The organism is Streptomyces sp. NPDC024687 (assembly GCF_055559055.1).
The window spans coordinates 140,716-161,531 of the sequence record NZ_JBVHLJ010000005.1 but is presented as its reverse complement, the minus strand read 5'-3'; the positions used below and the strand labels follow the sequence as shown (position 1 = coordinate 161,531).

At 68.9% G+C, this 20,816-nt stretch carries 19 protein-coding genes; 9 read left to right on the top strand and 10 right to left on the bottom strand.

Annotated features, from left to right (window positions below):
• The first annotated feature begins 71 nt into the window (after positions 1-71).
• Entirely contained in the window at positions 72-1,280 is a 1,209-nt protein-coding gene (locus ACZ39I_RS20865; RefSeq protein ID WP_467245843.1) for an MFS transporter, read from the top strand.
• Between the two features lie 36 nt (positions 1,281-1,316).
• Here the strand turns inward: ACZ39I_RS20865 and ACZ39I_RS20860 are convergent, their stop codons facing one another.
• Entirely contained in the window at positions 1,317-2,183 is an 867-nt protein-coding gene (locus tag ACZ39I_RS20860) for a GNAT family N-acetyltransferase (RefSeq protein ID WP_467245842.1), read from the bottom strand.
• A gap of 207 nt (positions 2,184-2,390) precedes the next feature.
• Here ACZ39I_RS20860 and ACZ39I_RS20855 point away from each other — a divergent pair, with 207 nt between their 5' ends.
• Positions 2,391-3,023 (top strand): HAD family hydrolase, encoded by a 633-nt coding sequence (locus ACZ39I_RS20855; protein ID WP_467245841.1) that lies wholly within the window; start codon positions 2,391-2,393, stop codon positions 3,021-3,023.
• Between the two features lie 234 nt (positions 3,024-3,257).
• On the top strand, positions 3,258-4,721 hold the full coding sequence (locus ACZ39I_RS20850) for a globin domain-containing protein (protein WP_467245840.1): 1,464 nt from the start codon (positions 3,258-3,260) through the stop codon (positions 4,719-4,721).
• Positions 4,722-4,733: 12 nt separating this feature from the next.
• Here ACZ39I_RS20850 and ACZ39I_RS20845 read toward each other — a convergent pair whose 3' ends face one another.
• From ACZ39I_RS20845 to ACZ39I_RS20825, 5 genes are all read right to left on the bottom strand, one after another.
• Positions 4,734-5,216: an NUDIX hydrolase gene (locus ACZ39I_RS20845; RefSeq protein WP_352391434.1), complete on the bottom strand. Its 483-nt coding sequence runs from the start codon at positions 5,214-5,216 to the stop codon at positions 4,734-4,736.
• An 88-nt stretch (positions 5,217-5,304) separates the two neighbouring features.
• On the bottom strand, positions 5,305-6,225 hold the full coding sequence (locus tag ACZ39I_RS20840; RefSeq protein ID WP_467245839.1) for a LysR family transcriptional regulator: 921 nt from the start codon (positions 6,223-6,225) through the stop codon (positions 5,305-5,307).
• Between the two features lie 235 nt (positions 6,226-6,460).
• On the bottom strand, positions 6,461-7,600 hold the full coding sequence (locus ACZ39I_RS20835; protein WP_467245838.1) for a cystathionine gamma-lyase: 1,140 nt from the start codon (positions 7,598-7,600) through the stop codon (positions 6,461-6,463).
• Positions 7,597-8,088: a low molecular weight protein-tyrosine-phosphatase gene (locus ACZ39I_RS20830; protein WP_467245837.1), complete on the bottom strand. Its 492-nt coding sequence runs from the start codon at positions 8,086-8,088 to the stop codon at positions 7,597-7,599. The genes ACZ39I_RS20835 and ACZ39I_RS20830 overlap by 4 nt, the downstream gene beginning before the upstream one ends.
• 6 nt (positions 8,089-8,094) lie before the next feature.
• Positions 8,095-8,472, bottom strand: coding sequence for a phage holin family protein (locus ACZ39I_RS20825; protein ID WP_467245836.1), 378 nt, complete (start codon positions 8,470-8,472; stop codon positions 8,095-8,097).
• Between the two features lie 57 nt (positions 8,473-8,529).
• Between ACZ39I_RS20825 and ACZ39I_RS20820 the strand changes: the two genes are divergently transcribed.
• From ACZ39I_RS20820 to ACZ39I_RS20805, 4 genes are all read left to right on the top strand, one after another.
• The gene (locus ACZ39I_RS20820; protein ID WP_467245835.1) at positions 8,530-8,847 is read left to right on the top strand and encodes a cupin domain-containing protein; all 318 of its coding nucleotides are present in this window, start codon (positions 8,530-8,532) and stop codon (positions 8,845-8,847) included.
• A gap of 158 nt (positions 8,848-9,005) precedes the next feature.
• Positions 9,006-9,218, top strand: a complete 213-nt coding sequence (locus ACZ39I_RS20815) for a DUF5326 family protein (protein ID WP_352391428.1) — start codon at positions 9,006-9,008, stop codon at positions 9,216-9,218.
• Between the two features lie 689 nt (positions 9,219-9,907).
• Entirely contained in the window at positions 9,908-10,645 is a 738-nt protein-coding gene (locus ACZ39I_RS20810; RefSeq protein ID WP_467246252.1) for an IclR family transcriptional regulator, read from the top strand.
• Between the two features lie 97 nt (positions 10,646-10,742).
• Positions 10,743-11,180, top strand: a complete 438-nt coding sequence (locus ACZ39I_RS20805; RefSeq protein WP_352391426.1) for an SsgA family sporulation/cell division regulator — start codon at positions 10,743-10,745, stop codon at positions 11,178-11,180.
• Between the two features lie 701 nt (positions 11,181-11,881).
• Here the strand turns inward: ACZ39I_RS20805 and ACZ39I_RS20800 are convergent.
• Entirely contained in the window at positions 11,882-13,618 is a 1,737-nt protein-coding gene (locus ACZ39I_RS20800) for a YibE/F family protein (RefSeq protein WP_467245834.1), read from the bottom strand.
• A gap of 253 nt (positions 13,619-13,871) precedes the next feature.
• Between ACZ39I_RS20800 and thiC the strand changes: the two genes are divergently transcribed.
• Positions 13,872-15,650 carry a phosphomethylpyrimidine synthase ThiC gene (gene thiC, locus ACZ39I_RS20795; protein ID WP_467245833.1) on the top strand — a complete coding sequence of 593 codons (1,779 nt, stop codon included), beginning with the start codon at positions 13,872-13,874 and terminating at the stop codon, positions 15,648-15,650.
• Positions 15,651-15,739: 89 nt separating this feature from the next.
• Here the strand turns inward: thiC and ACZ39I_RS20790 are convergent, their stop codons facing one another.
• From ACZ39I_RS20790 to ACZ39I_RS20780, 3 genes are all read right to left on the bottom strand, one after another.
• Positions 15,740-16,603, bottom strand: a complete 864-nt coding sequence (locus ACZ39I_RS20790) for a hypothetical protein (RefSeq protein WP_467245832.1) — start codon at positions 16,601-16,603, stop codon at positions 15,740-15,742.
• A 193-nt stretch (positions 16,604-16,796) separates the two neighbouring features.
• Positions 16,797-17,858, bottom strand: coding sequence for a metallophosphoesterase (locus tag ACZ39I_RS20785; protein ID WP_467245831.1), 1,062 nt, complete (start codon positions 17,856-17,858; stop codon positions 16,797-16,799).
• A 199-nt stretch (positions 17,859-18,057) separates the two neighbouring features.
• On the bottom strand, positions 18,058-19,170 hold the full coding sequence (locus ACZ39I_RS20780; RefSeq protein ID WP_403656702.1) for a LacI family DNA-binding transcriptional regulator: 1,113 nt from the start codon (positions 19,168-19,170) through the stop codon (positions 18,058-18,060).
• A 424-nt stretch (positions 19,171-19,594) separates the two neighbouring features.
• Between ACZ39I_RS20780 and hisC the strand changes: the two genes are divergently transcribed.
• Positions 19,595-20,674, top strand: a complete 1,080-nt coding sequence (gene hisC, locus ACZ39I_RS20775) for a histidinol-phosphate transaminase (RefSeq protein ID WP_467245830.1) — start codon at positions 19,595-19,597, stop codon at positions 20,672-20,674.
• Positions 20,675-20,816 lie beyond the last annotated feature (142 nt).

The following is a 20,816-nucleotide window of genomic DNA, read 5'->3' as shown; positions in this document are numbered from 1 at the left end:
ATAGCGCGTCTGCAATTATTGTAGTCGAGCGCAACATGTTCCTGCAATCGTCTGGGAAGGTGTCACCCCCCATGCCGCTCGCGCTCCTGGCCCTCGCGATCGGGGCCTTCGGAATCGGAACGACCGAGTTCGTGATCATGGGGTTGCTGCCCGAGGTCGCGGACGACTTCGGGGTCTCCATCCCCACCGCCGGCTTCCTGGTCACCGGCTACGCGCTCGGCGTCATGTTCGGCGCCCCGCTGATGACCGCCCTCGGTACCAAGATCTCCCGCAAGCGGATGCTGATGCTGCTGATGGGGCTGTTCGTCGTCGGCAACCTGCTCTCCGCCCTCGCCCCGGCCTTCACCGTCATGCTGATCGGCCGGGTGGTCGCCTCCCTCGCCCACGGAGCGTTCTTCGGGATCGGCTCGGTCGTCGCCGCCGACCTGGTGGCTCCGGACAAGAAGGCCGGAGCCATCTCGATGATGTTCACCGGCCTGACCGTCGCCAATGTCGTCGGCGTCCCACTGGGCACACTGATCGGGCAGGGTGCCGGCTGGCGTCTCACGTTCACGATCGTCGCGGCCCTCGGCGTCATCGGCCTGATCGGCATCGCCAGGCTCGTCCCTGACATGCCCAGGCCCGAGGGCGTACGCCTGCGTCACGAGCTGGCCGCCTTCAAGAACGCTCAGGTGCTGCTCGCCATGGCGATGACGGTCCTCGGCTTCGGCGGTGTCTTCGCCGCCATCACCTACATCGCGCCGATGATGACCCACGTGGCAGGCTTCGCCGACGGCTCGGTGACCTGGCTGCTGGTCCTCTTCGGCCTCGGCATGGTCGGCGGCAACCTCGTCGGCGGCAAGTACGCCGACCGGGCCCTGATGCCCATGCTGTACGTCTCCCTGGGCGCCCTGGCCGTCGTGCTCGCGCTCTTCACGTTCACCGCACACCACAAGGTCCTGGCCGGCGTCACGATCGCTCTCATCGGCGCCCTGGGCTTCGCCGCCGTGCCGCCGCTCCAGAAGAGGGTCCTCGACCAGGCACACGAGGCCCCGACGCTCGCCTCGGCCGTCAACATCGGTGCCTTCAACCTCGGCAACGCCCTCTCCGCCTGGCTCGGCGGGCTGGTCATCTCGGCCGGTCTCGGTTACACCGCCCCCAACTGGGTGGGCGCCGCCCTGGCCACCGGGGCCCTTCTCCTCGCGTTCCTCTCGGCCGCGCTGGAGCGCCGGGACAGTGCTCCCAGCGCCGTGGTCGCAGGGGCGACACCCGCAGAACAGCGGACCGTGGTGCACCACTGAAACTCCGGGACACCGGCGCCGTCGTACAGGCGTGCCTCAGAGCGCCGCCACCGTCAGCGGAGCGAACCGCCGGCTCCAGTCGCCCGGCAGCTCCGGGATTCCGTAGGTCATGACCGAGTTGAAGGCGACCGGCGCCAGACCGCGTTCTTTGGCCCACGCTCGTAGCTCTTCGTGCCGTACGTCGATGTCGGTGCGCAGGGGACGGTCGGTGCCGATGGCGAGCGACGTGATGAGTGCCTGGGCCGTCTCGGTGTCACGGGCGATCAGCGGGCCCACGACATGGGTGCGCATGTTGGGCCAGGCGGCCGCGTATCCGATGACTCGGCCGTTCTCCTCGGCGACGCGGAACTGGTCGGCGAAGGCAGGCAGCCGGGTGATGAGGTGGGTGCGATCCGTGCCGAGCACCTCCTCGTCGAGCCGGAGAATGGTGGTGAGGTCCTCGGCGGTGGCCGCACGCGTGTTCACCATCGGTGCCGGGCCGCCCGGAGTGAAGTGTCCGTGGAGCATCTCCGCCCGGCCGGTGACCTTGAAGCCCAGTTCCTCGTAGAGCGGGCGGCCGTAGGGCGTCGCGTGAAGAGTCAGTGGGGTGGTGCCCATCGTGGACAGGATGTGGCGCATGAGCCGACGGCCGATGCCCTGTCGGGCGTGGCGTTCGGCGACCAGCACCATTCCGATCGCTGCCAGATCGGGCTCGCTGTAGGGGCCGTACTCCGTGACCACGCAGGCGGTGACAAGGCCTCCGTCGGGGTCGTCGATGCCGTAGCCCTTTCCGGCCGCGAGGAGGAGGCCCCACTTGTGCTCCTCGCGTGGCCACCCCCGGTCCTCGGACAGGTCCGCGCAGGCCGTGAGGTCACGAAGCGTCAGACGACGGATGGGGAGAGCGGCGAGAGAAGGAGTCGGCACGCAGGTCAGGCTGTCCGCTCATGCCCTCGGCGTCCACCTGTTTCCTGGGGTGCGTACGAGCTTTTGGCCATGTCGTGGACAAGCGCACAACACGCGATCAGATGCCGGGTGTTTCACGTGAAACATCGGAGAACGGTGACCGTCCGGTGATCGAGCGGAAGCACGCGGGACGCCTCACTGATCGTATGGACCACTAGCCTCAGGAACATGGCGAGACTTCATCTCTTCGATCTCGACGGCACTTTGCTGCATGGAACCAGTGCGCCTGTGCAGATTTCCCGGCAACTCGGACTCGAGGCCGAGACCGTGGCGCTCGACCAGGCGATCGGGGCCGGACTGATAGGCCCGTCCGAATACGCGCAGCAGGTGTATGAGTTGTGGGCGTCCCTGACCGAGGCACACGTCGTCGCGGCCTTCGAAGGCGCACCGTGGCTGACCCGCATTCGTGAGGTCTGGGAGGAGATCAGGGGGCGGGGAGACTACTGCGCGGTGGTGTCACTCTCACCGTCCTTCTTCGTGGAACGGCTCATCGGTTGGGGAGCCCATGCCGCGCACGGATCCCGCTTTCCGGCCGTCCCCTTCACCGAGCCCGTGGATCCTGCGGGCGCACTCAGCGCCGCCGTCAAAGTCCTGATCGCGGACCGGCTGTGCGAGCAGTTCGGCGTGACACGGGCCGACTGCGTTGCCTACGGGGACTCATCCTCCGACAAGAATCTGTTCGCCGCGGTGCCGATCTCGGTGGCGGTCAACGCGGACCATCACCTGTCCGATATCTCGACCCACTCCTACACGGGCATGGACCTGTGGGAAGCCTATGAATTGGTGCGCCACGCCCGGTAATTGAGTCCATTCATGGTTCACCTGTATCCGGAGTGACGTCCGAGGGAGGGGCAATGCAGCCTATCGGGACGGAGAGATCGAAAACCCGCATTTGTGGTTATGCGGCCAGGGCATCCATACGCGGTGGGACGATGAATGTGGCCGCGTCGACCGTGACGCCGAGCGGGGAAAGCAAGCCGTCTGCGGGGGAAGCAGGCATCTTCCGATCGAGGAAGTCCGCAGACCGACCGAGAGATGTTCGAGGCGAGGCACACCATGGACGCTCCGACCGCCATGTCGGCCGACAACGGTACTTCCGGGGGCGGGAGCGGCTGGTTCGCTTCCGGCCATCAGCCGGCGGTGGACGACTCTCCAGGAGCCCCGGCAGCCATCGAAACGGACCCGTCGGCCCAGACCATCGCGCCGCCCGAGGCCTCGGCCCGGACCACAGCGCCGCCCGGTACGGAGACCGACCGCGAGGAAGCCACACCCACTGAGGAGACACCCGCACCGTTCGACCGGGCACAGGTCCCGGGAGGGTCGGCTTCCGCGCACCCCCTGGTCCCCGTGCAGCGCTTCTCCCCGCACCAGGACACTCTCCAGCCGTCCTCCCCGGACGCCGTCCGTATCCGCCGGACCATGGCCGAGATCGACCCCGTCGCCGGGAAGGTCACGTCGTACTTCTACGCGTTGCTCTTCGTACGCCATCCCCATCTGCGCCCGCTGTTCCCCGCCGCCATGGACGCCCAGCGGGACCGCCTGCTCAGGGCACTGTTGACGGCGGCCGAGCACATCGACAACACCCCGGTCCTGGTCGAGTACCTGCAGGGCCTGGGGCGGGGACACCGCAAGTACGGCACTCGCGCCGAGCACTACCCGGCGGTCGGGGAGTGCCTCATCGGCGCGCTGAGCAAGTACGCCTCCGACAGTTGGGACACGGAGACCGAAGCGGCCTGGGTTCGGGCGTACACGAGGATCTCGCAGATGATGATCGACGCGGCGGCCGCGGACGAACGGCGCGCTCCGGCCTGGTGGTACGCGGAGGTCGTCTCCCACGACCTGAGGACCCCGGATGTCGCCGTCGTCGCCGTCCGGCCCGACCAGCCCTATCCGTTCCTCGCCGGCCAGTACACGAGCCTGGAGACGCCGTGGTGGCCGCGCATATGGCGGCATTACTCCTTCGCCTCGGCACCCCGCTCGGACGGGCTGCTGTCGTTCCACGTGAAAGCCGTTCCCGCAGGCTGGGTCTCCAATGCCCTGGTGCGCCGAGCCCGCCCCGGCGACATCATCCGGCTCGGTCCGCCCGCCGGGTCGATGACCGTGGACCACACCACCGACAGCGGACTGCTTTGCCTGGGCGGAGGTACCGGCATAGCTCCGATCAAGGCGCTGGTCGAGGACCTGGCCGAACACGGTGCACGACGATCGGTCGAGGTGTTCTACGGAGCCCGCACCGACAACGACCTGTACGACATCGACACGATGCTCAGGCTCCAGCAGTCCCACCCCTGGCTGTCGGTCCGAGCCGTCGTCGACCAGCAGGCCGGTCTCCAGCTCCCCGACGCCGTACGCCAGTACGGTCCCTGGCACGAGTACGACGCCTACCTCTCGGGCCCGCCCGGCATGATCCGCAGCGGTGTGGACACGCTCAGGTCCATCGGGATCCCGCCGGAACGCATACGCCACGACTCCGTGGAGGAGCTCGTCCTGGCCCAGTGACCTCGCGAGGGGTCAGCCCAGGTCCGGCGCGTGCATGGCCCGTACGCCCTCGATGTTGCCGTCCAGATAGTGCCGCAGGGACAGCGGGACCAGGTGGACGGAGGCGATTCCGACGCGGGTGAACGGCACCCGGACGATCTCGTACTCCCCGATGGGCTCGTCCACTTCGGGGCCGTGCCGCAGGGACGGGTCCATCGATTCCAGGTGGCAGACGAAGAAGTGCTGCACTTTCACCCCGGTCGCGCCCCCGTCGTCGCCGATGTGCTCGACGGTGTCCACGAAGCAGGGCACCACGTCGGTGATCTTGGCGCCGAGCTCCTCGTACACCTCGCGGTGCAGGGCGTCGACGACGGTCGTGTCCGTCGGCTCGACTCCACCACCGGGAGTCAGCCAGTAAGGATCCATGCCGGGCTTGGTGCGCTTGATCAGGACCAGATCGTCGCCGTCGAGCAGGACGGCACGTGCGGTGCGCTTGACCACGGGTCGGACGGTCATGGGGGGTATGTGGCCCGGATGGTTCCACGTGAAACATCGCGTGGTGTCACCGGCCGGGCTCGCTGGGTTATGAGCGCGAAATCCCAGCTCAACACCAGTCGACAGCCGCCCGCAGCAGCCATTCGTGCGCCCGCGCGATATGTGGCATCGCCAGCGTCCCTGTGCGCACCACCAGGAAGTACGTGCGCAGCGGAGGCACGGTGGGCTCATGCAGGGCGACGACGTCCCCGCGCTCCAGCGCGGCCGCGCACAGATACCGCGGCAGCACCGCGAGCCCAGCGCCCGCGACCGCACAGGCGAGTACGGCGCGCAGATCGGGGACGACGACGGTGCCCGGTGCGGCCGGGCGGCAATCGAAGACGGAGGCCCAGTAGCGCGAGACGAAAGGCAGCGACTCGTGCACCTCGATCACGGGCACGTTCTCGAAGGCGGGGGCTCGCTTGACCGCGGGAAGCGCCCTGACCGCCTCTCCTGAGCCGAGCTGGTCGGCCCAGCTCGGAGCGGCGACCAGGACGTGCTCCTCGTCGCAGAGCGTGCTCGCGGTAAGCAGCGCACCCCGTGGACGGGCCGTGCTGATGGCCAGATCATGATGTCCGGCGGCCAGCCCCTCCAGGGTCTCCTCGGCGTTGCCGAAGGAGGCCCGCAGAGCGAAACCCTGGCCGTCCTCGCCGGTCAGCTCGGTGAGGGCGGGCAGTGCCCGCTCGGCGGTGAACTCGGGAGGCCCCGCAAGATGCAGCGTGCGCAAGGACGACTCGTCGTCGAGGCCGGTCTCGGTGATCTCCACCAGGGCATCGAGATGAGGTGCGGCCTTGTGCGCGAGTTCGTCGCCGATGGTCGTGGGGGTCACGCCGCGGGCCTGCCGTAGGAACAGGGGGCGCCCCAACTGCCGTTCCAGGGTGCGGATCTGCGAGGTGACGGCCGGCTGGGACAGTCCGAGCAGCGCGGCGGCGCGGGTGAAGGAACCGGAGCGGTGCACCGTCACGAAAGTGCGCAGCAAGGCCAGATCCATGGTGGCGTCCCCCCCGCCCCTTTCGCGGCCCCGGGGCAGGGGCCCAACTATAAATATGTCGATAGGTCTCTGTCGCTACTGTGATTGGACACTGACACAGAGTCAACTAGCCTTGTTCGCGCGGTTCTTCGCGCGCGGGAACCGGGGCGGTCCGAGCCACGAGGGGGGAGGCTCGGACCGTCCGTTGTGCGTATCCGGACATGGCCGGGCGTCGCTGAATGCCCTGCTGAAACGGTCAGTCGGCCGACTCGTCCAATGCCCGCAGCACGTCCGCCAGCAGGTCCTCGGGGTCCTCCGCCCCGACCGAGAAGCGGATGAAGCCCTCGGGCACGTCGTCCCCGCCCCAGCGTCGGCGCCGCTCGGCGGTCGAGCGCACCCCGCCGAAGCTCGTCGCGTCGTCCACGAGCCGCAGGGCGTCCAGGAAACGCTCGGCACGCGCACGCGTGGGCAGCGTGAAGGCGACCACGCATCCATAGCGCCGCATCTGCTGTGATGCGATCTTGTGCGAGGGGTCGTCGGACAGCCCCGGGTAGCGCAGCCCGCTCACCTCGGGCCGCGCCTGCAACGCCTGCGCGAGCACGAGCGCGGTCGCGTTCTGCCGGTCCACCCGCATCTGAAGGGTCGCGATCGACCGATGGGCGAGCCATGCCTCCATGGGCCCCGCGATCGCCCCGACGATCTTCCTCCAGCGACGGACGGCGTCCATGGCCTCGCCCTCGCGGCCGGTGACGTACCCGAGAAGGACGTCTCCGTGCCCCGTGAGCTGCTTGGTGCCACTGGCGACGGAGAAGTCCGCGCCGAGCTCCAGCGGGCGCTGTCCGAGCGGTGTGGCGAGCGTGTTGTCGACAGCGACGAGTGCCCCACGCGCGTGTGCCGCCTCGACGAGCCGCCGGATGTCGCACACGTCGAGTCCGGGGTTGGACGGGCTCTCGATCCACAGCAGCCGCGCGCCGTCGAGAACGTCGAGCTGGGCGTCGCCGCCGGTCGGGGCGGTGCGTACCTCGATGCCGTACGCCTCCAGCTGGGCGCGGATCAGCGGCAGCACCTGGTAGCCGTCGCTGGGCAGGACGACCGTGTCCCCGGCGCGCAGCTGCGAGAAGAGCACGGCGGCGATGGCGGCCATGCCCGAGGCGAAGACCAGCGTCTCCACCCCGTCCTGCCCCGGCGCCTCCAGCTCGCCGATGGCGTGCTCCAGCAGGCTCCAGCTCGGATTCGTGTCGCGGCCGTAGGTGTACGGGCCGTCGACCTCGCCGGGCAGGTGGAAATGGGCGGCGAAGGCCGGACCGGGCAGGGTCGGTTCGTTCTTGACCGTCTCGGGCAGTCCGGCCCGCACCGCGCGCGTGCCCTCTCCCGTGTCCGCAGTTCTGTCCCTCATGCCACCCGTCCTTCCGTCTGCTCGCGCACCTCGGCGAGCAGACCCTCGCTCGCCGCCTCCACCATCTCAAGGCACTCCTCGAAGCCGTCCGGGCCCCCGTAGTACGGGTCCGGAACGTCGAGGTCGGCGCCCGCGGCGGGGTCGTACGAACGCAGCAGCCGTACCTTTCCGGCGTCCTCCGGTGTGGGGGCGAGGCGCCGAAGGGTCCTGAGGTGGCCGGCATCGAGGGCGATGACGAGGTCGAGGCGGGAGAACCAGGAGGAGCGGAACTGCCGGGCCGTATGGACGCCGCTGTAACCGTGCTCCTCCAGGACGGACACGGTGCGTGGGTCCGCGCCGTCGCCCTCGTGCCAGCCGTCCGTACCGGCACTGTCGACCTCGACCAGGCCGTCCAGGCCGGCTTCCGCTATGCGGGCGCGGAAGACCGACTCGGCCGTCGGGGAACGGCAGATGTTGCCCGTACAGACGAAACAGACCCGGTAGGTCATTCCTCCTCAGTCCTCGTCGGGCAGGACGACGTGCAGGGCCCAGGACACGATCGAGATGATCAGACCGCCCAGGACAGCGGTCCAGAACCCCTCGACGTGGAAGCTCAGGTCGAGCTTGTCGGCGAGCCACGAGGTCAGCAGCAGCATCAGCGCGTTGACGACCAGCGTGAACAGGCCGAGCGTCAGGATGAACAGCGGGAAGGTCAGCACCTTCACGACCGGCTTGACCAGGAAGTTCACCAGGCCGAAGACCAGGGCGACGATGATCAGCGTCCAGACCTTCTTGCCGGTGCTGCCACCGGTCAGGGTGATCTTGTCGAGCAGCCAGACGGCGACCGCCAGGGCACCCGCGTTGGCGATCGTCTTGACTAGGAAATTCTTCATGTGTCTGATCGTGGCAGAAGAGATCGGTTACGAGTACGACGAGGGCGGACGAAGTCGATGAAGGCATTCCGGTTGGACGAGCTGGAGGCGGAGCGCGCCGCCAACGACGGCGCGTATCTCCAGTTCCTGCGTGAGCGGAACATGTCGGTCGGCCTGTACGCACTCGACGCGGGCGCGCAGGACCCTCAGCAGTCGCACCGCCAGGACGAGGTCTACCTCGTGGTGAGCGGACGCGCGGCGATCACCGTGGGCATGGAGACCACCCAGGTCGCGCGCGGCAGCGTGGTGTACGTACCGGCCGGCGTCGCCCACAAGTTCCACCACATCAGCGAGGACCTCAGGGTCATGGTGGTGTTCTCTCCCCCGGAGAGCTGACCTGCGACCTCGGGGTTCCCTAGGGGATCAGTCAGGGGAGGACAAGGGGTGCGAGGCCCCCGGAGCGGCATGTCCCGGCCCTAGCATCGGGTGCAGGACATTGTGGATCCGGTACCAGAGGGGCCGGACAGTGCCGGACTGCAGAGAGGTTGAGTGCGATGGGAGAGATCTTCGCGGGGTTGCCGTGGTGGGTGAAGTGGGTCGCGGTGCCGGTCATCGCACTGGTCGTGTTCGGCGGCCTGATAGCCACGGTTGTCGGCTTCGTCATCGGCCTGCTCTTCAAGCTGCTGATCTTCGTGGCCCTGGTCGGTGGACTCGTCTACGTCGTACGGAAGTTCATGTCGAGCTCCTCGTCGCGCAGCGACTGGTGAGCGTCCGGAGCGGGCGGGGCGACCGGTAACAGGAATCCCCCGTTCCCTCGGGCGAGGGAAGTTTCGCTGACGGGTCGTATACGTGCCGTGTCGGAGCGTTAAAGTCCGGACTCGACGCGGGGACGACCCCGCGAGCGGAGTACACCCCCACCCGTGTTCCCCGCACGGGCTGCCCCCTCGCGCTCCGGGAGTGCCCCTTGGCCACGGTTGACACCGCACCCGCACAGATCGACACCCGCTCGACGACGCCTCCCGCACAGCCGACGGCTTCGGACCGAACGACGGCTTCTGGAGGTCCGGCAGCTACGGGAGGTCCGGCAGCTCCCGCCCAGCCGACAGCTCCGGGACGGTCGCCGGCTTCGGTACAGCCATCTGCTCCGGCCCGACCGATGGACCCGGTACGGGCTTCGGCTTCGGTACGACCGACGGATCCTGCAGATCCGGTAGCTCCTGCCCAGCCGGCAGCTCCCGCACGGGCGCCGGTTTCGGTACAGCCCCCTGCTCCGGCCCGGCCGACGGGCCCGGTACAGCCACCTCCTCCCGCCCGGCCTATGGACCCGGTCCAGGCGTCGGCTCCCGCACAGCCGTCCGCTCCCGCGCGGCCAATGGGCCCGGTACGGGCGTCAGCCCCCGTCCAGCGGCACGCGGGGCCCTCCTCCGAACCTCCCGATCAGGCGCACTCCGCGACCCTGATCGGGTCCGTCCAGCGTGCGATGCGCCTGCTCGAATCCGTCGCGGAGCACGAGCACGGAGCCCCCGCCAAACAACTCGCGCGCGAGACCGGGCTGGCGCTCCCCACGGCGTACCACCTGCTCCGCACCCTCGTGCACGAGGGCTATCTGCGTCGCGACAAGGGCTTGTTCTTCCTTGGGGAGGCGGCCGAGCGGCTGAGCAGCAGTGGAGCCGAGCAGAAACGTCGCAGCACCGTCGTCGAGGCGCTTGCGCACTGGCGCGATCTGATCGGCGTGCCGGTGTACTACGCGCAGTACCGGGACGGAGAAATCGAGGTCCTCTGTGTCTCCGACAGCCCCGGCAGCCCGGCAGTCGAGGAGTGGGCCGACTTCCGTGAGACCGGGCATGCGCACGCCATCGGGCAGTGTCTGCTCGCCCAGCTCGATGACGAGGCCCGACGCGACCACCTCGACCGGTACCCCGTGCAGTCCATCACGCCGTACACCGTCCGCGACGGCCACAGCCTGCTCCGGCGCCTGGAACGGACCGCGCGGATGGGCCCGGTGATCGAGCGTCAGGAGTACGCGCTGGGGACGGTGTGTGCGGCGATTCCGATCACGCTGGGTAACGCAGCGTCAACAGTGGCCATTTCGCTGCCCGTCCATCAGGCGGACCGATTGCTGGCCGCCACCCAGCAATTGCAAGAGGAAATCGGTCGTCTGTCGGGCTCGCTCGCGATCTCTATCAGTATCTGAAAACTCACTCCTTGTGATCTGTTGCTCACGTTCAGCAAGATGCCTCAATGTCAGAGGGATCAGTTCCGGCCAACGAAGGCAGATGACGGGGTAGGCGATGCGCGAGTCCGTACAGGCAGAGGTCATGATGAGCTTTCTCGTGTCGGAGGAGCTCTCCTTCCGTATTCCGGTGGAGCTCGGCTACGAGGCCTGCGATCCCTACGCGGTCCGGTTGACCTTCCATCTCCCGGGCGATGCCCCAGTGACCTGGGCTTTCGGTCGCGAGCTGTTGATCGACGGGGTGGGGCGGCCCTGCGGAGAGGGTGATGTACGGGTCGCGCCCGCCGGTTCCGACCTACTGGGTGATGTCCTGATCAGGCTTCAGGTCGGCGGCGACCAGGCCCTGTTCCGCTCGTCGACGGCGCCGATCATCGCCTTCCTCGACCGCACCGACAAGCTGGTGCCGCTGGGCCAGGAGACTGCGCTGGCCGATTTCGACACGCATCTCGACGAGGCGCTGGACCGGATCCTGGCGGAGGAACAGAGCGCGGGCTGACCTCTTACGGCGGCAGGGGGGCGGCTTCCTTCGTCAAAGGGTGGGAGGGTGCAGGAACGCTTCTGCCGGGGCGGGGGCGGTCTGGTGGAGTGCAGGTCGGATCAGGCCTGCGTGGTGCTTCTGCCGAGGTGTGGACGTGGCGAATCCTGACGGCGGTGCCCGGCGAGAGGCCGGCGTGGGGGTGGAAGCGATGTGGCGTGCTCCAGTGCGCGTACACACAGGTTCCATGGCAAGTGAGTCTCCTTGGACGAGTCGAGGAGCCGAGGATCCGAGAACAGAACCTGGAAAGCCTGGAGCCGCAGCCTGAGAGCCGGGGACTCGGAGCTGGGGCCAGGGAGCTGAGACCCGTATGCGGGAGCCGGGACTGGGAGCCAGACCGGAATCGGCACCCACCCGGCAGGAGGCGCAGTCCGAGAACCTGGGCCGCAACGGGAAGTTTGCAGCCGGGAGCCGGGAGCCGGGAGCCGGGAGCCGAGAAACCTGGACCGCAGCCGTGAGCCGTGAGCCGAGAACCGGGGAGGGAAGTCCGGAACCGGAGCACCAGAGCAGGGGACTCAGAATGAGCCCGGGAGCTGGAACGCGGACCGGAAGCCGGAAGCCGGTGGCCGGTGGCCGGGATATCCGGAACACACTCCGATGGCAGGACCCGGAACCCGGATCGGAGCCGGGAGCCGGAACCCCGGACCACCCCCTCGTCCCCCTCAGTGCTTGCGTCGCCGCCCCTTCCCCCCTCGTCCCATCGCCGGGCGGCGGTCGGCCGTGCCCGCGCTTGTACTGGTGGCCGGTACGGCTGCAGACGTCCCCGGTGCCTCCGCCTCCGCCCCCGGTCGGTCGGCCGAGACCACCAGGGCCGCGAGGACCGTGGTGACCGGTACCGAGGCGACGAGGCCGATCGAGCCGACCAGCGTGCGCACGATCTCCTCCGCCACCAACTCGCTGTTGGCCACGCCCCCCACGCTGGACTGCGCGATCGAGAAGAGCAGCAGCAGCGGCAGCGCGGCGCCGGCGTAGGCGAGGACGAGGGTGTTGACGACGGACGCGATGTGGTCGCGGCCGATCCGGATACCCGCGCGGTACAACCCCCGCCAGCCCATCGTCGGGTTGGCCTCGTGCAGTTCCCAGACCGCCGAGGTCTGCGTGACCGTCACATCGTCCAGGACACCGAGCGAGCCGATGATGACGCCGGCGAGCAGCAGACCGCTCATGTCGATCGACGGGTACAGCCCGTGGATGAGCCCGGTGTTGTCGTCCGTGTTGCCCGTCAGCGCTGCCCAGCCGATGAACTGCGAGCCGAGGATACCGATCAGCACCAGCGAGATCAGCGTCCCCAGTACCGCCACGGAGGTACGGGCCGACAGGCCGTGGCACAGGTAGAGGGCGATCAGCATGATGGCGCTCGCCCCGATCACCGCCACTAGCAGTGGGTTCGAGCCCTGGAGGATCGCGGGCAGGATGAAGAAGTTCAGCACCATGAAGCTGATGGCCAGCGCGACCAGCGCCATGACTCCGCGCAGCCGCCCGACGACCACGACGGCGAGCGCGAAGATGCCGGCGAGCAGCCCCATCGGGAACCTGCGGTTCACGTCGGCGACCGAGTACTGCAAGTCCCTGGGCGCGGAGGGCTCGTACGCGACCACGACCTTCTCGCCCTCGTGCAACTGCCGTGACTGGTCCGGCTGGACGATCTCCGTGAAGGTGCGGCCCTTGTCGTCGCCGGTGTCGACCCGGATCGTCGCCTTCTTGCAGGTGCCGTTCGCCTGTTGCTCGGCGGAGGAGCCCTCGGCGGTGGAGGTGTCCCCGGTGGGGGCCTCACCCGAGGCGTTCACCGACTTACAGCTGACGCTCACGACCTTGGTGACCGTGGCCTGCTGGGTCTGCCGGTCGAAGCCGACTCCGGTGCGTTCGTGTGCCGGGGCGCCGCCGGGCCACAGCACCGCCAGCCCCACCACCACGGCTACGCCGAACGGGATGAGGATCGCCGCGATGACCTTGCGCAGGTGCTTGGAGACGGGAGTTGCCGGTCCATGGCCATGACTGTGCGAGTGGCCGTGGCCACCGCCGGAACCGGGCCCGCTCCCATGCCCGTGCGCGTCACCGGGACCTCGTCCGTCACCGGGACCATGCTCGTCACCGGAACCGTGCCCGTGTCCCTCGCCGCCATGGCCACCGTCGCCGCCATTGCCACCCCCCGGGCCGCCATCGCTGCCCAGGCCGCCGTGACTCGCGCCCTGACCGTGGCCGTAGCCGTGATCGCCGCCATACCCGCCATCGAGCTCATGCTCGCCCCGGCCGCCGGTCCCACCGGCCAGGCGGCCGCCCCCGCCGTCTCCGAAGCCACCGCGGGAGCCGCTGCCGGGGCCGGGCCCAGGGCCGTTTCCGGAGCCCGGTCGGCGCGGAGGCTCGGGAGGGGGGTACGGGGGCTGATGCGTCGTGGTCACCGACCGATCATCGCAAGAACGACAGGGGCCCTCTGTTCACCGCGCCCGAAGTGACGCTAGCGTGGAGCCACCTTTGTACACGCGGGAGCTCGGAGCACCGGGCTGAGAGGGCGCTGACCTCCGTCCCAGCGATGTTTCACGTGGAACGTCATCTCAACCGAGTGATGTTCCCCACGAAGCGTCGGCAGACGGAAACCGCTGCGTCGACCGCCGAACCTGTTACCGGGTAATGCCGGCGTAGGGAGTAGGTCTCATGGCCATCAAGGACGCGCGCACGCCTGCCTCCGACCAGCTCGACGGGGAGGCCGGGAAGTCCATCGGCTGGCACAAGGCGTACATCGAGGGCTCGCGCCCCGATCTGCGGGTGCCGGTCCGTCAGGTGCACCTCACCAACGGGCAGTCGGTCACGCTGTACGACACGTCGGGCCCGTACACCGATCCGCTGACCGAGACGGACGTCCGCCGGGGCCTCGTGCCACTGCGGGAGAACTGGATCATCGCCCGCGGGGACACCGAGGAGTACGCGGGCCGTCCCATGCGCCCCGAGGACGACGGAAACAAGCACACCTCACCGCGGGGTGGTCTCCGTAACCTCGACGCTGTCTTCCCGGGGAGGTCCCGCCAGCCGCGCCGTAGCCGTGACGGCAAGGCGGTCACACAGCTGGCCTACGCCCGCCGCGGCGAGGTCACACCGGAGATGGAGTACGTGGCCATCCGGGAGAACGTCTCTCCCGAGGTCGTGCGCGAGGAGATCGCGGCGGGGCGCGCGGTGCTGCCGGCGAACGTCAACCACCCGGAGATCGAGCCGATGATCATCGGCAAGCGGTTCCTGGTGAAGGTCAACGCCAACATCGGCAATTCCGCGGTGACCTCCTCCATCGAGGAGGAGGTCGAGAAGATGACCTGGGCGACCCGATGGGGAGCCGACACGGTCATGGACCTGTCCACCGGCCGCAACATCCACACCACCCGTGAGTGGGTGCTGCGCAACTCCCCCGTCCCCATCGGCACGGTGCCGCTCTACCAGGCCCTGGAGAAGGTCGACGGTCGCGCCGAGGAGCTGACCTGGGAGATCTACAAGGACACGGTCATCGAGCAGGCCGAGCAGGGCGTGGACTACATGACGGTCCACGCGGGCGTGCGCCTGGCGTACGTACCCCTGACCGCGAACCGCAAGACGGGCATCGTCTCGCGCGGCGGCTCGATCATGGCGGCCTGGTGCCTCGCGCACCACAAGGAGTCGTTCCTGTACGAGAACTTCGAGGAACTGTGCGAGATCCTCGCGGCCTACGACGTCACGTACTCGCTGGGCGACGGTCTCCGGCCCGGCTCGATCGCGGACGCCAACGACGAGGCGCAGTTCGCGGAGTTGCGCACGCTCGGGGAACTCAACCGGATCGCGAAGCGTTTCAACGTGCAGACCATGATCGAGGGCCCGGGACACGTCCCGATGCACAAGATCAAGGAGAACATCGACCTTCAGCAGGAGATCTGCGATGAAGCTCCGTTCTATACGCTCGGCCCGCTGACCACCGACGTCGCGCCGGCCTACGACCACATCACCTCCGGCATCGGTGCCGCGATGATCGCCTGGTGGGGCACCGCGATGCTCTGCTACGTCACGCCCAAGGAGCATCTGGGCCTGCCCAACCGTGACGACGTCAAGACAGGTGTCATCACCTACAAGATCGCCGCCCACGCGGCCGACCTCGCCAAGGGACACCCAGGCGCCCAGGAGTGGGACGACGCCCTCTCCGACGCCCGCTTCGAGTTCCGCTGGGAGGACCAGTTCAACCTGGCCCTCGACCCCGACACGGCCCGGGAGTTCCACGACGAGACCCTCCCGGCCGAACCGGCCAAGACGGCCCACTTCTGCTCCATGTGCGGGCCGAAGTTCTGCTCGATGAAGATCTCCCAGGACATCCGCCGTCGGCACGGCGGCAGTCAGGAGGAGATCGAGGAGGGGATGGCGCAGAAGTCGAAGGAGTTCGCGGCGGCGGGCAACCGGGTCTATCTGCCGATCGCCGACTGATGTAGGCGAGCCGTCGGCGGGTGGCCCGTGGCCGGGTCTTCGGCTTGCGCTCCCCGTGGTGGGGGCGCAAGCCGAGGGGCTGCCGGGAGCTACTCCGGCTGGTGTTCCGGCCCCCCGAAGTCCGGGCTGGCGTAGTCCGGGCTGCTGAAGCCCGGGCGGGCCCCGGAGGCTCCGTCGTCCGGGCTGCTGAAGCCCGGGCGGTCGTAGCCGAGGCTGGGCATCCGGCTGGGGGGTGCGGGCGGCGCCGTGTGATGCAGTGCGGCGGTGCCGGGATCGGCGAGGGCGTCTCTGAGGAAGGGGAGCAGGCCGCGTTCCAGCAGGGCCTCGCGCCAGGCGTCCTTCGCCCGTGCCACCTCCTCGCTGAGTTCGCCGTACCCCGCGTCCGGCGAGGGCCGGTTGTGGAGTGCGGTGAGCAGCAGGCCGCAGGCGGCGACCAGGATCGCGGCCGCGGTCAGGGCGCCGAACACCCATCCGATAGTGATCATGGCGTGGGCGAACGCCGGCGGTGGGCTGAGCATCTGGAGGACGTAACCCACGAGCAGGAAGATCGCCGCGGCGATTCCGGCGAGGACGGGCGTCAGAACGGCGGCGACGGCGACGGCGCCCGCACCGGCGGTCTCGGCGACCTCTCCCATGGTGGTGGCGAGCCCCATCGCACCCGTGCCCGAATCGGCGGGGCCGGGTTCGTGCACGGACGACAGGGTGGACGGCGTCGACGGGCGGCGCTGTTCCTCGCGGACCTTCACGTAGTGCTGGTACTCGGTCGCCGCGGCCGCCGTGATGAGCGCGGTGGCGTTGAGGGCCATGGTGCGCAGCTGTTCGGGATTCAGCCGCTGTCCGACCGCGGCCAGTTCGGGACGGTGTGGTGCGGAGCGCAGCGCCTCATCGAGGATCCGCTCGTACTCCTGGCGGTCCTCGCTGTGCAGGTGCTGCGGAACGCTGTTCATGTGCATCCCCCGATGCTCCGTAGGGCTTGGGGCTCGCATGCCAACGAGCCGTCGGGCAGAAACGGAGGGGAGCCTGCTACGGATAAGCAGATGGTAGAGCGGGCACGGCACAGGGTGACAGGGGGTTTCCAGAAATTGGCCTCTGGCCTGCGCGGTCGACGGTCGGTCCGTCCTGGGGGAATGTCTGCCCCGTGAAGGGTCAGATATCCAGAGGCAGTTGCTGGACCAGCAGTTTTCCGGCCATGGTCACCCCGCCGTCCATCGCGATGGCCAGTCCGTCGGCGTAGACGTGCGGTCCCTCGACCACCGGGCCGGAATCCTCCTTGTCGTCCTCGGAGCCCACTTCGCCGAGCAGATAGGGGATCGGGCTGTGGCCGTGCACGATGCGGGTGCCGCCGTATGTGTCGAGCAGGGAGCGCACATGGTCGGCGCCGCCTTCGTCGCGGAAGGAGAAGCGCTTGGTGAACTTGCGGAACAGGTCCCAGACCTCGTCCGCGTCATTGCGCGTGATGGTCTCGCGGACGGTGTCGTTGACCGCCTCGATCGAGTCGCCGTAGTCGAGGTAGGCGGTGGTGTCGGAGTGCACCAGCAGATGTCCGTCGACCTCCTCGACGGCGTCCAGGCGGGACATCCACTGCAGGTGGTGGTCCTGGAGGCGGTCCATGTCGGTCTTCTGCCCGCCGTTGAGCAGCCAGGCCGCCTGGAAGGTGGCGGTGCCCGCGCCGGAGTTGACCGGCGTGTCGCCGAACCGCTTGGCGCCGATCAGCAGCAGCTCGTGGTTGCCCATGAGGGCCTTGCAGTAGCCGCCCGCCGCCGCGGCCTCCGCGGACAGCCGCATCACGAGGTCGATGACGCCGATGCCGTCGGGCCCGCGGTCGGTGAAGTCGCCGAGGAACCAGAGCCGGGCGGTGCCCGCGCACCAGTTGCCCGCGGCGTCGACGAGGCCCTTCTCGTGGAGTGCGGCCAGCAGTTCGTCGAGGTAGCCGTGGACGTCGCCGACGACGAACAGCGGGCCGGGACCCTCCTCCGCCCGCTCAGCGGGGTCGGCGGCCGCCTGGAGCCCGTCACCGTGGTCGATGACGGGCAGGTCCTGCTCGGTCGGGGTGTATCCCTCCGGGTAGGCCTCCTGGGCCGGGACGACGTCGCCGGGGTGCGTGCTGTGGCCGTACGGACCGGTCTCGTTGACGTACGCGGGCACCCGGAAGTCGCGCAGCACCGCCGTGCGCTCCACCTCGGGTCCCTGACCGGCCCCCTGAGTCATCAGACCCCTCCACCATCGCGCCGCATCTGCACCGCTTCGGACTGCCTGGTCGCAGCGGCCCGCGGTGTCGTGGGCCCATCATAGGAATGCGGATCGCGCCATGTGATGACCCAGGGGTGGTGAATCGGAGCAAGACTCCTGTTCATCGCGGCATTCGCCCCGTTTGGACCGGGCTTCGACCCCGCCGGCCGTCTCCCGGCTACTCCTCCTCGGGCGACCGCGGCGGGCTGACCGTCGTGCGCGGGGCCCGCCGCTGGGACGAGGTGCGCACGATCAGCTCCGTCGGTATCACCTGCTCGACCGGTTGGTCCGATGCGACCCCTTCGATGGCATCGATGAGGAGCTGGATCACGGCCGTGCCGATGCGGCGGGGCTTGAGGGAGAGCGTGGTGACGGGCGGCTCGGTGCTGGCGTACACGGTGGACTCGCTGCAGCAGACGATCAGCAGGTCGTCCGGGACGCGCAGTCCGTAGCGTCGGGCCGCGGCCAGCAGGTCGGTGCCGTTCGGGTCGAACAGGCCGTAGACGGCGTCCGGTCGGTCCGGGCGGGCGAGCAGCCGGTCGGCGGCGACGGCGCCCGCGCACGGATCGTGCGCCGGGTAGGCCTCGTAGACCGGATCCTGGCCCACCCGCTCGCACCAGTGCAGATACGCGGTGGTCGACAGATGGGTGTACGTGTCCGTCGTCGTCCCGGTCAGCAGGCCGATGCGGCGGGCGCCGGCGTCTGCCAGATGGTCAAGGATGCCGAGGACGGCGGCCTCGTGGTCGTTGTCCACCCAGGCGGTGACCGGCAGCGACCCGGCCGGGCGGCCGTCCGACACGACCGGCAGACCCTGCCGGACCAGCTCGCTGACGACCGGGTCCTGGTCGGACGGGTCGATGACCACCGTGCCGTCCAGGGCGACGTTCGACCAGACGTCGTGGCGCGAGGTCGCGGGGAGGATGACGAGGGCGTAGCCGCGGGCGAGGGCGGCGGAGGTGGCGGCGCGCGCCATCTCGGCGAAGTACGCGAACTCGGTGAAGGTGAAAGGTTCATCCCCGTACGTCGTCACGGTCAGGCCGATGAGTCCCGACTTGCCGGTACGGAGGGTTCTGGCCGCGGCCGAGGGGCGGTAGCCCAGTCGGTCGGCGACCTCCCTGACATGGCGGCGGGTGGCGTCCGGGAGCCTGCCCTTTCCGTTCAGGGCATCGGAGACGGTCGTGATGGAGACTCCGGCGGCGGCGGCCACGTCTCTGATGCCCGCCCGGCCCGGCCGACTGCCTCGACGTGAGGTTTCCGCGCGGCTCACCTGGTGCTTCCCTGCTGCTGTCATGGCGAGCCGATAGTAGGGCTCATGTGGTGGGGTAGGGCGGACGCATATGCACGCGTTGACAGGCACGTTTCTGCAAGGTCATCTACTACCAACTACCTGGGAAACAAAGTCAGTTAAACGATCCAATGGCACTACGTAACTTGTCGGCACGCATGGGCCTGCCAAGTTCCCGATGTTTCGAAGAGGTCTCAACTCACCTTCACGGGTGACGCGCGCTACGGCGTGAGCCACCGGCGCATAGATATATGTGACCGCGCCCCCGGATTCGTCTGCCTTCGTACGGTGATGCCCCTGATGCCGGTGGGGCCGATGAGGTTGGTTCTCACCTGTACGCAGCGGGGCCCAATCCTCATAAAGTGAGCAGTATTGGAAGCCGGCTGCCGGAGTCGGCCGCCATGCGTCGGTGGTCATGAGGAGGACTGCGGTGAGCGAGACAAGCCCCAAGCTGCGTGCCGAGCTGGAGGGGATCCCCACGTACAAGCCGGGCAAGCCCGCCGCTGCCGGCGGTCCGGTGGCCTACAAGCTGTCCTCCAACGAGAACCCGTACCCGCCGCTGCCGGGCGTGCTGGAGACCGTGACGGCCGCGGTCTCCACCTTCAACCGCTACCCGGACATGGCCTGCACGGGTCTGATGAACGAGCTGTCCGAGCGCTTCGGTGTCCCGCTCTCCCACCTGGCCACCGGCACCGGCTCCGTCGGCGTCGCCCAGCAGCTGGTCCAGGCGACCTCGGGACCGGGCGACGAGGTGATCTACGCGTGGCGGTCCTTCGAGGCGTACCCGATCATCACGCAGATCAGCGGTGCCACCTCGGTGCGGGTACCGCTGACGGCGGGCGATGTGCACGACCTGGACGCGATGGCCGACGCGATCACCGAGCGGACCCGGCTGATCTTCGTCTGCAACCCCAACAACCCGACGGGCACGGTCGTGAGGCGGGCCGAGCTGGAACGGTTCCTCGACCGGGTGCCCAGTGACGTACTGGTGGTGCTGGACGAGGCCTACCGCGAGTTCATCCGGGACCCCGAGGTACCGGACGGCGTGGAGCTGTACCGCACGCGGCCGAACGTCTGTGTGCTGCGCACCTTCTCCAAGGCGTACGGCCTCGCCGGCCTCAGGGTCGGCTTCGCGATCGCCCACGAGCCGGTGGCCGCGGCGCTGCGCAAGACGGCGGTGCCCTTCGGGGTGAGCCAGCTCGCACAGGAGGCGGCGATCGCCTCGCTGCGCGCCGAGGACGAACTCCTGGGCCGGGTCGGATCGCTGGTCTGTGAGCGCAATCGTGTGGTGGAGGGGGTGCGGGCCCAGGGCTGGACGGTGCCGGAGACCCAGGCCAACTTCGTCTGGCTGCGGCTGGGGGAGCGCACGGTCGACTTCGCGGCGGTGTGCGAGCAGCACGGCGTGGTCGTACGGCCCTTCGCGGGCGAGGGCGTGCGCGTGACGATCGGCGAGGCCGAGGCGAACGACATCTTCCTGAAGGCGGCGGAGGGCTTCCGCAAGGAGTTCTAGCTCACACCGGCCGCGCGTCAGCGCAGGTCGGGGCAGGTCGGCAAGGGGGGTCCCCGCGGTAATCGGGACCCCCCTTCGGCTATCGAAAGCAGGTGCGGCATACTGGGCTTGTGAATGTGAACGCTTTCACAAGCGGTCGCTT

Coding starts and splice junctions, on each gene's coding strand:
- ACZ39I_RS20820 (WP_467245835.1), top strand. CDS start 8,530: ATGAAGGCATTCCGGTTGGACGAGCTGGAGGCGGAGCGCGCCGCCAAC.
- ACZ39I_RS20790 (WP_467245832.1), bottom strand. CDS start 16,603: ATGCACATGAACAGCGTTCCGCAGCACCTGCACAGCGAGGACCGCCAG.
- ACZ39I_RS20850 (WP_467245840.1), top strand. CDS start 3,258: ATGTTCGAGGCGAGGCACACCATGGACGCTCCGACCGCCATGTCGGCC.
- ACZ39I_RS20855 (WP_467245841.1), top strand. CDS start 2,391: ATGGCGAGACTTCATCTCTTCGATCTCGACGGCACTTTGCTGCATGGA.
- ACZ39I_RS20830 (WP_467245837.1), bottom strand. CDS start 8,088: ATGACCTACCGGGTCTGTTTCGTCTGTACGGGCAACATCTGCCGTTCC.
- thiC (WP_467245833.1), top strand. CDS start 13,872: ATGGCCATCAAGGACGCGCGCACGCCTGCCTCCGACCAGCTCGACGGG.
- ACZ39I_RS20785 (WP_467245831.1), bottom strand. CDS start 17,858: ATGACTCAGGGGGCCGGTCAGGGACCCGAGGTGGAGCGCACGGCGGTG.
- ACZ39I_RS20805 (WP_352391426.1), top strand. CDS start 10,743: ATGCGCGAGTCCGTACAGGCAGAGGTCATGATGAGCTTTCTCGTGTCG.
- ACZ39I_RS20825 (WP_467245836.1), bottom strand. CDS start 8,472: ATGAAGAATTTCCTAGTCAAGACGATCGCCAACGCGGGTGCCCTGGCG.
- ACZ39I_RS20835 (WP_467245838.1), bottom strand. CDS start 7,600: ATGAGGGACAGAACTGCGGACACGGGAGAGGGCACGCGCGCGGTGCGG.
- ACZ39I_RS20865 (WP_467245843.1), top strand. CDS start 72: ATGCCGCTCGCGCTCCTGGCCCTCGCGATCGGGGCCTTCGGAATCGGA.
- ACZ39I_RS20840 (WP_467245839.1), bottom strand. CDS start 6,225: ATGGATCTGGCCTTGCTGCGCACTTTCGTGACGGTGCACCGCTCCGGT.
- ACZ39I_RS20780 (WP_403656702.1), bottom strand. CDS start 19,170: ATGACAGCAGCAGGGAAGCACCAGGTGAGCCGCGCGGAAACCTCACGT.
- ACZ39I_RS20815 (WP_352391428.1), top strand. CDS start 9,006: ATGGGAGAGATCTTCGCGGGGTTGCCGTGGTGGGTGAAGTGGGTCGCG.
- ACZ39I_RS20845 (WP_352391434.1), bottom strand. CDS start 5,216: ATGACCGTCCGACCCGTGGTCAAGCGCACCGCACGTGCCGTCCTGCTC.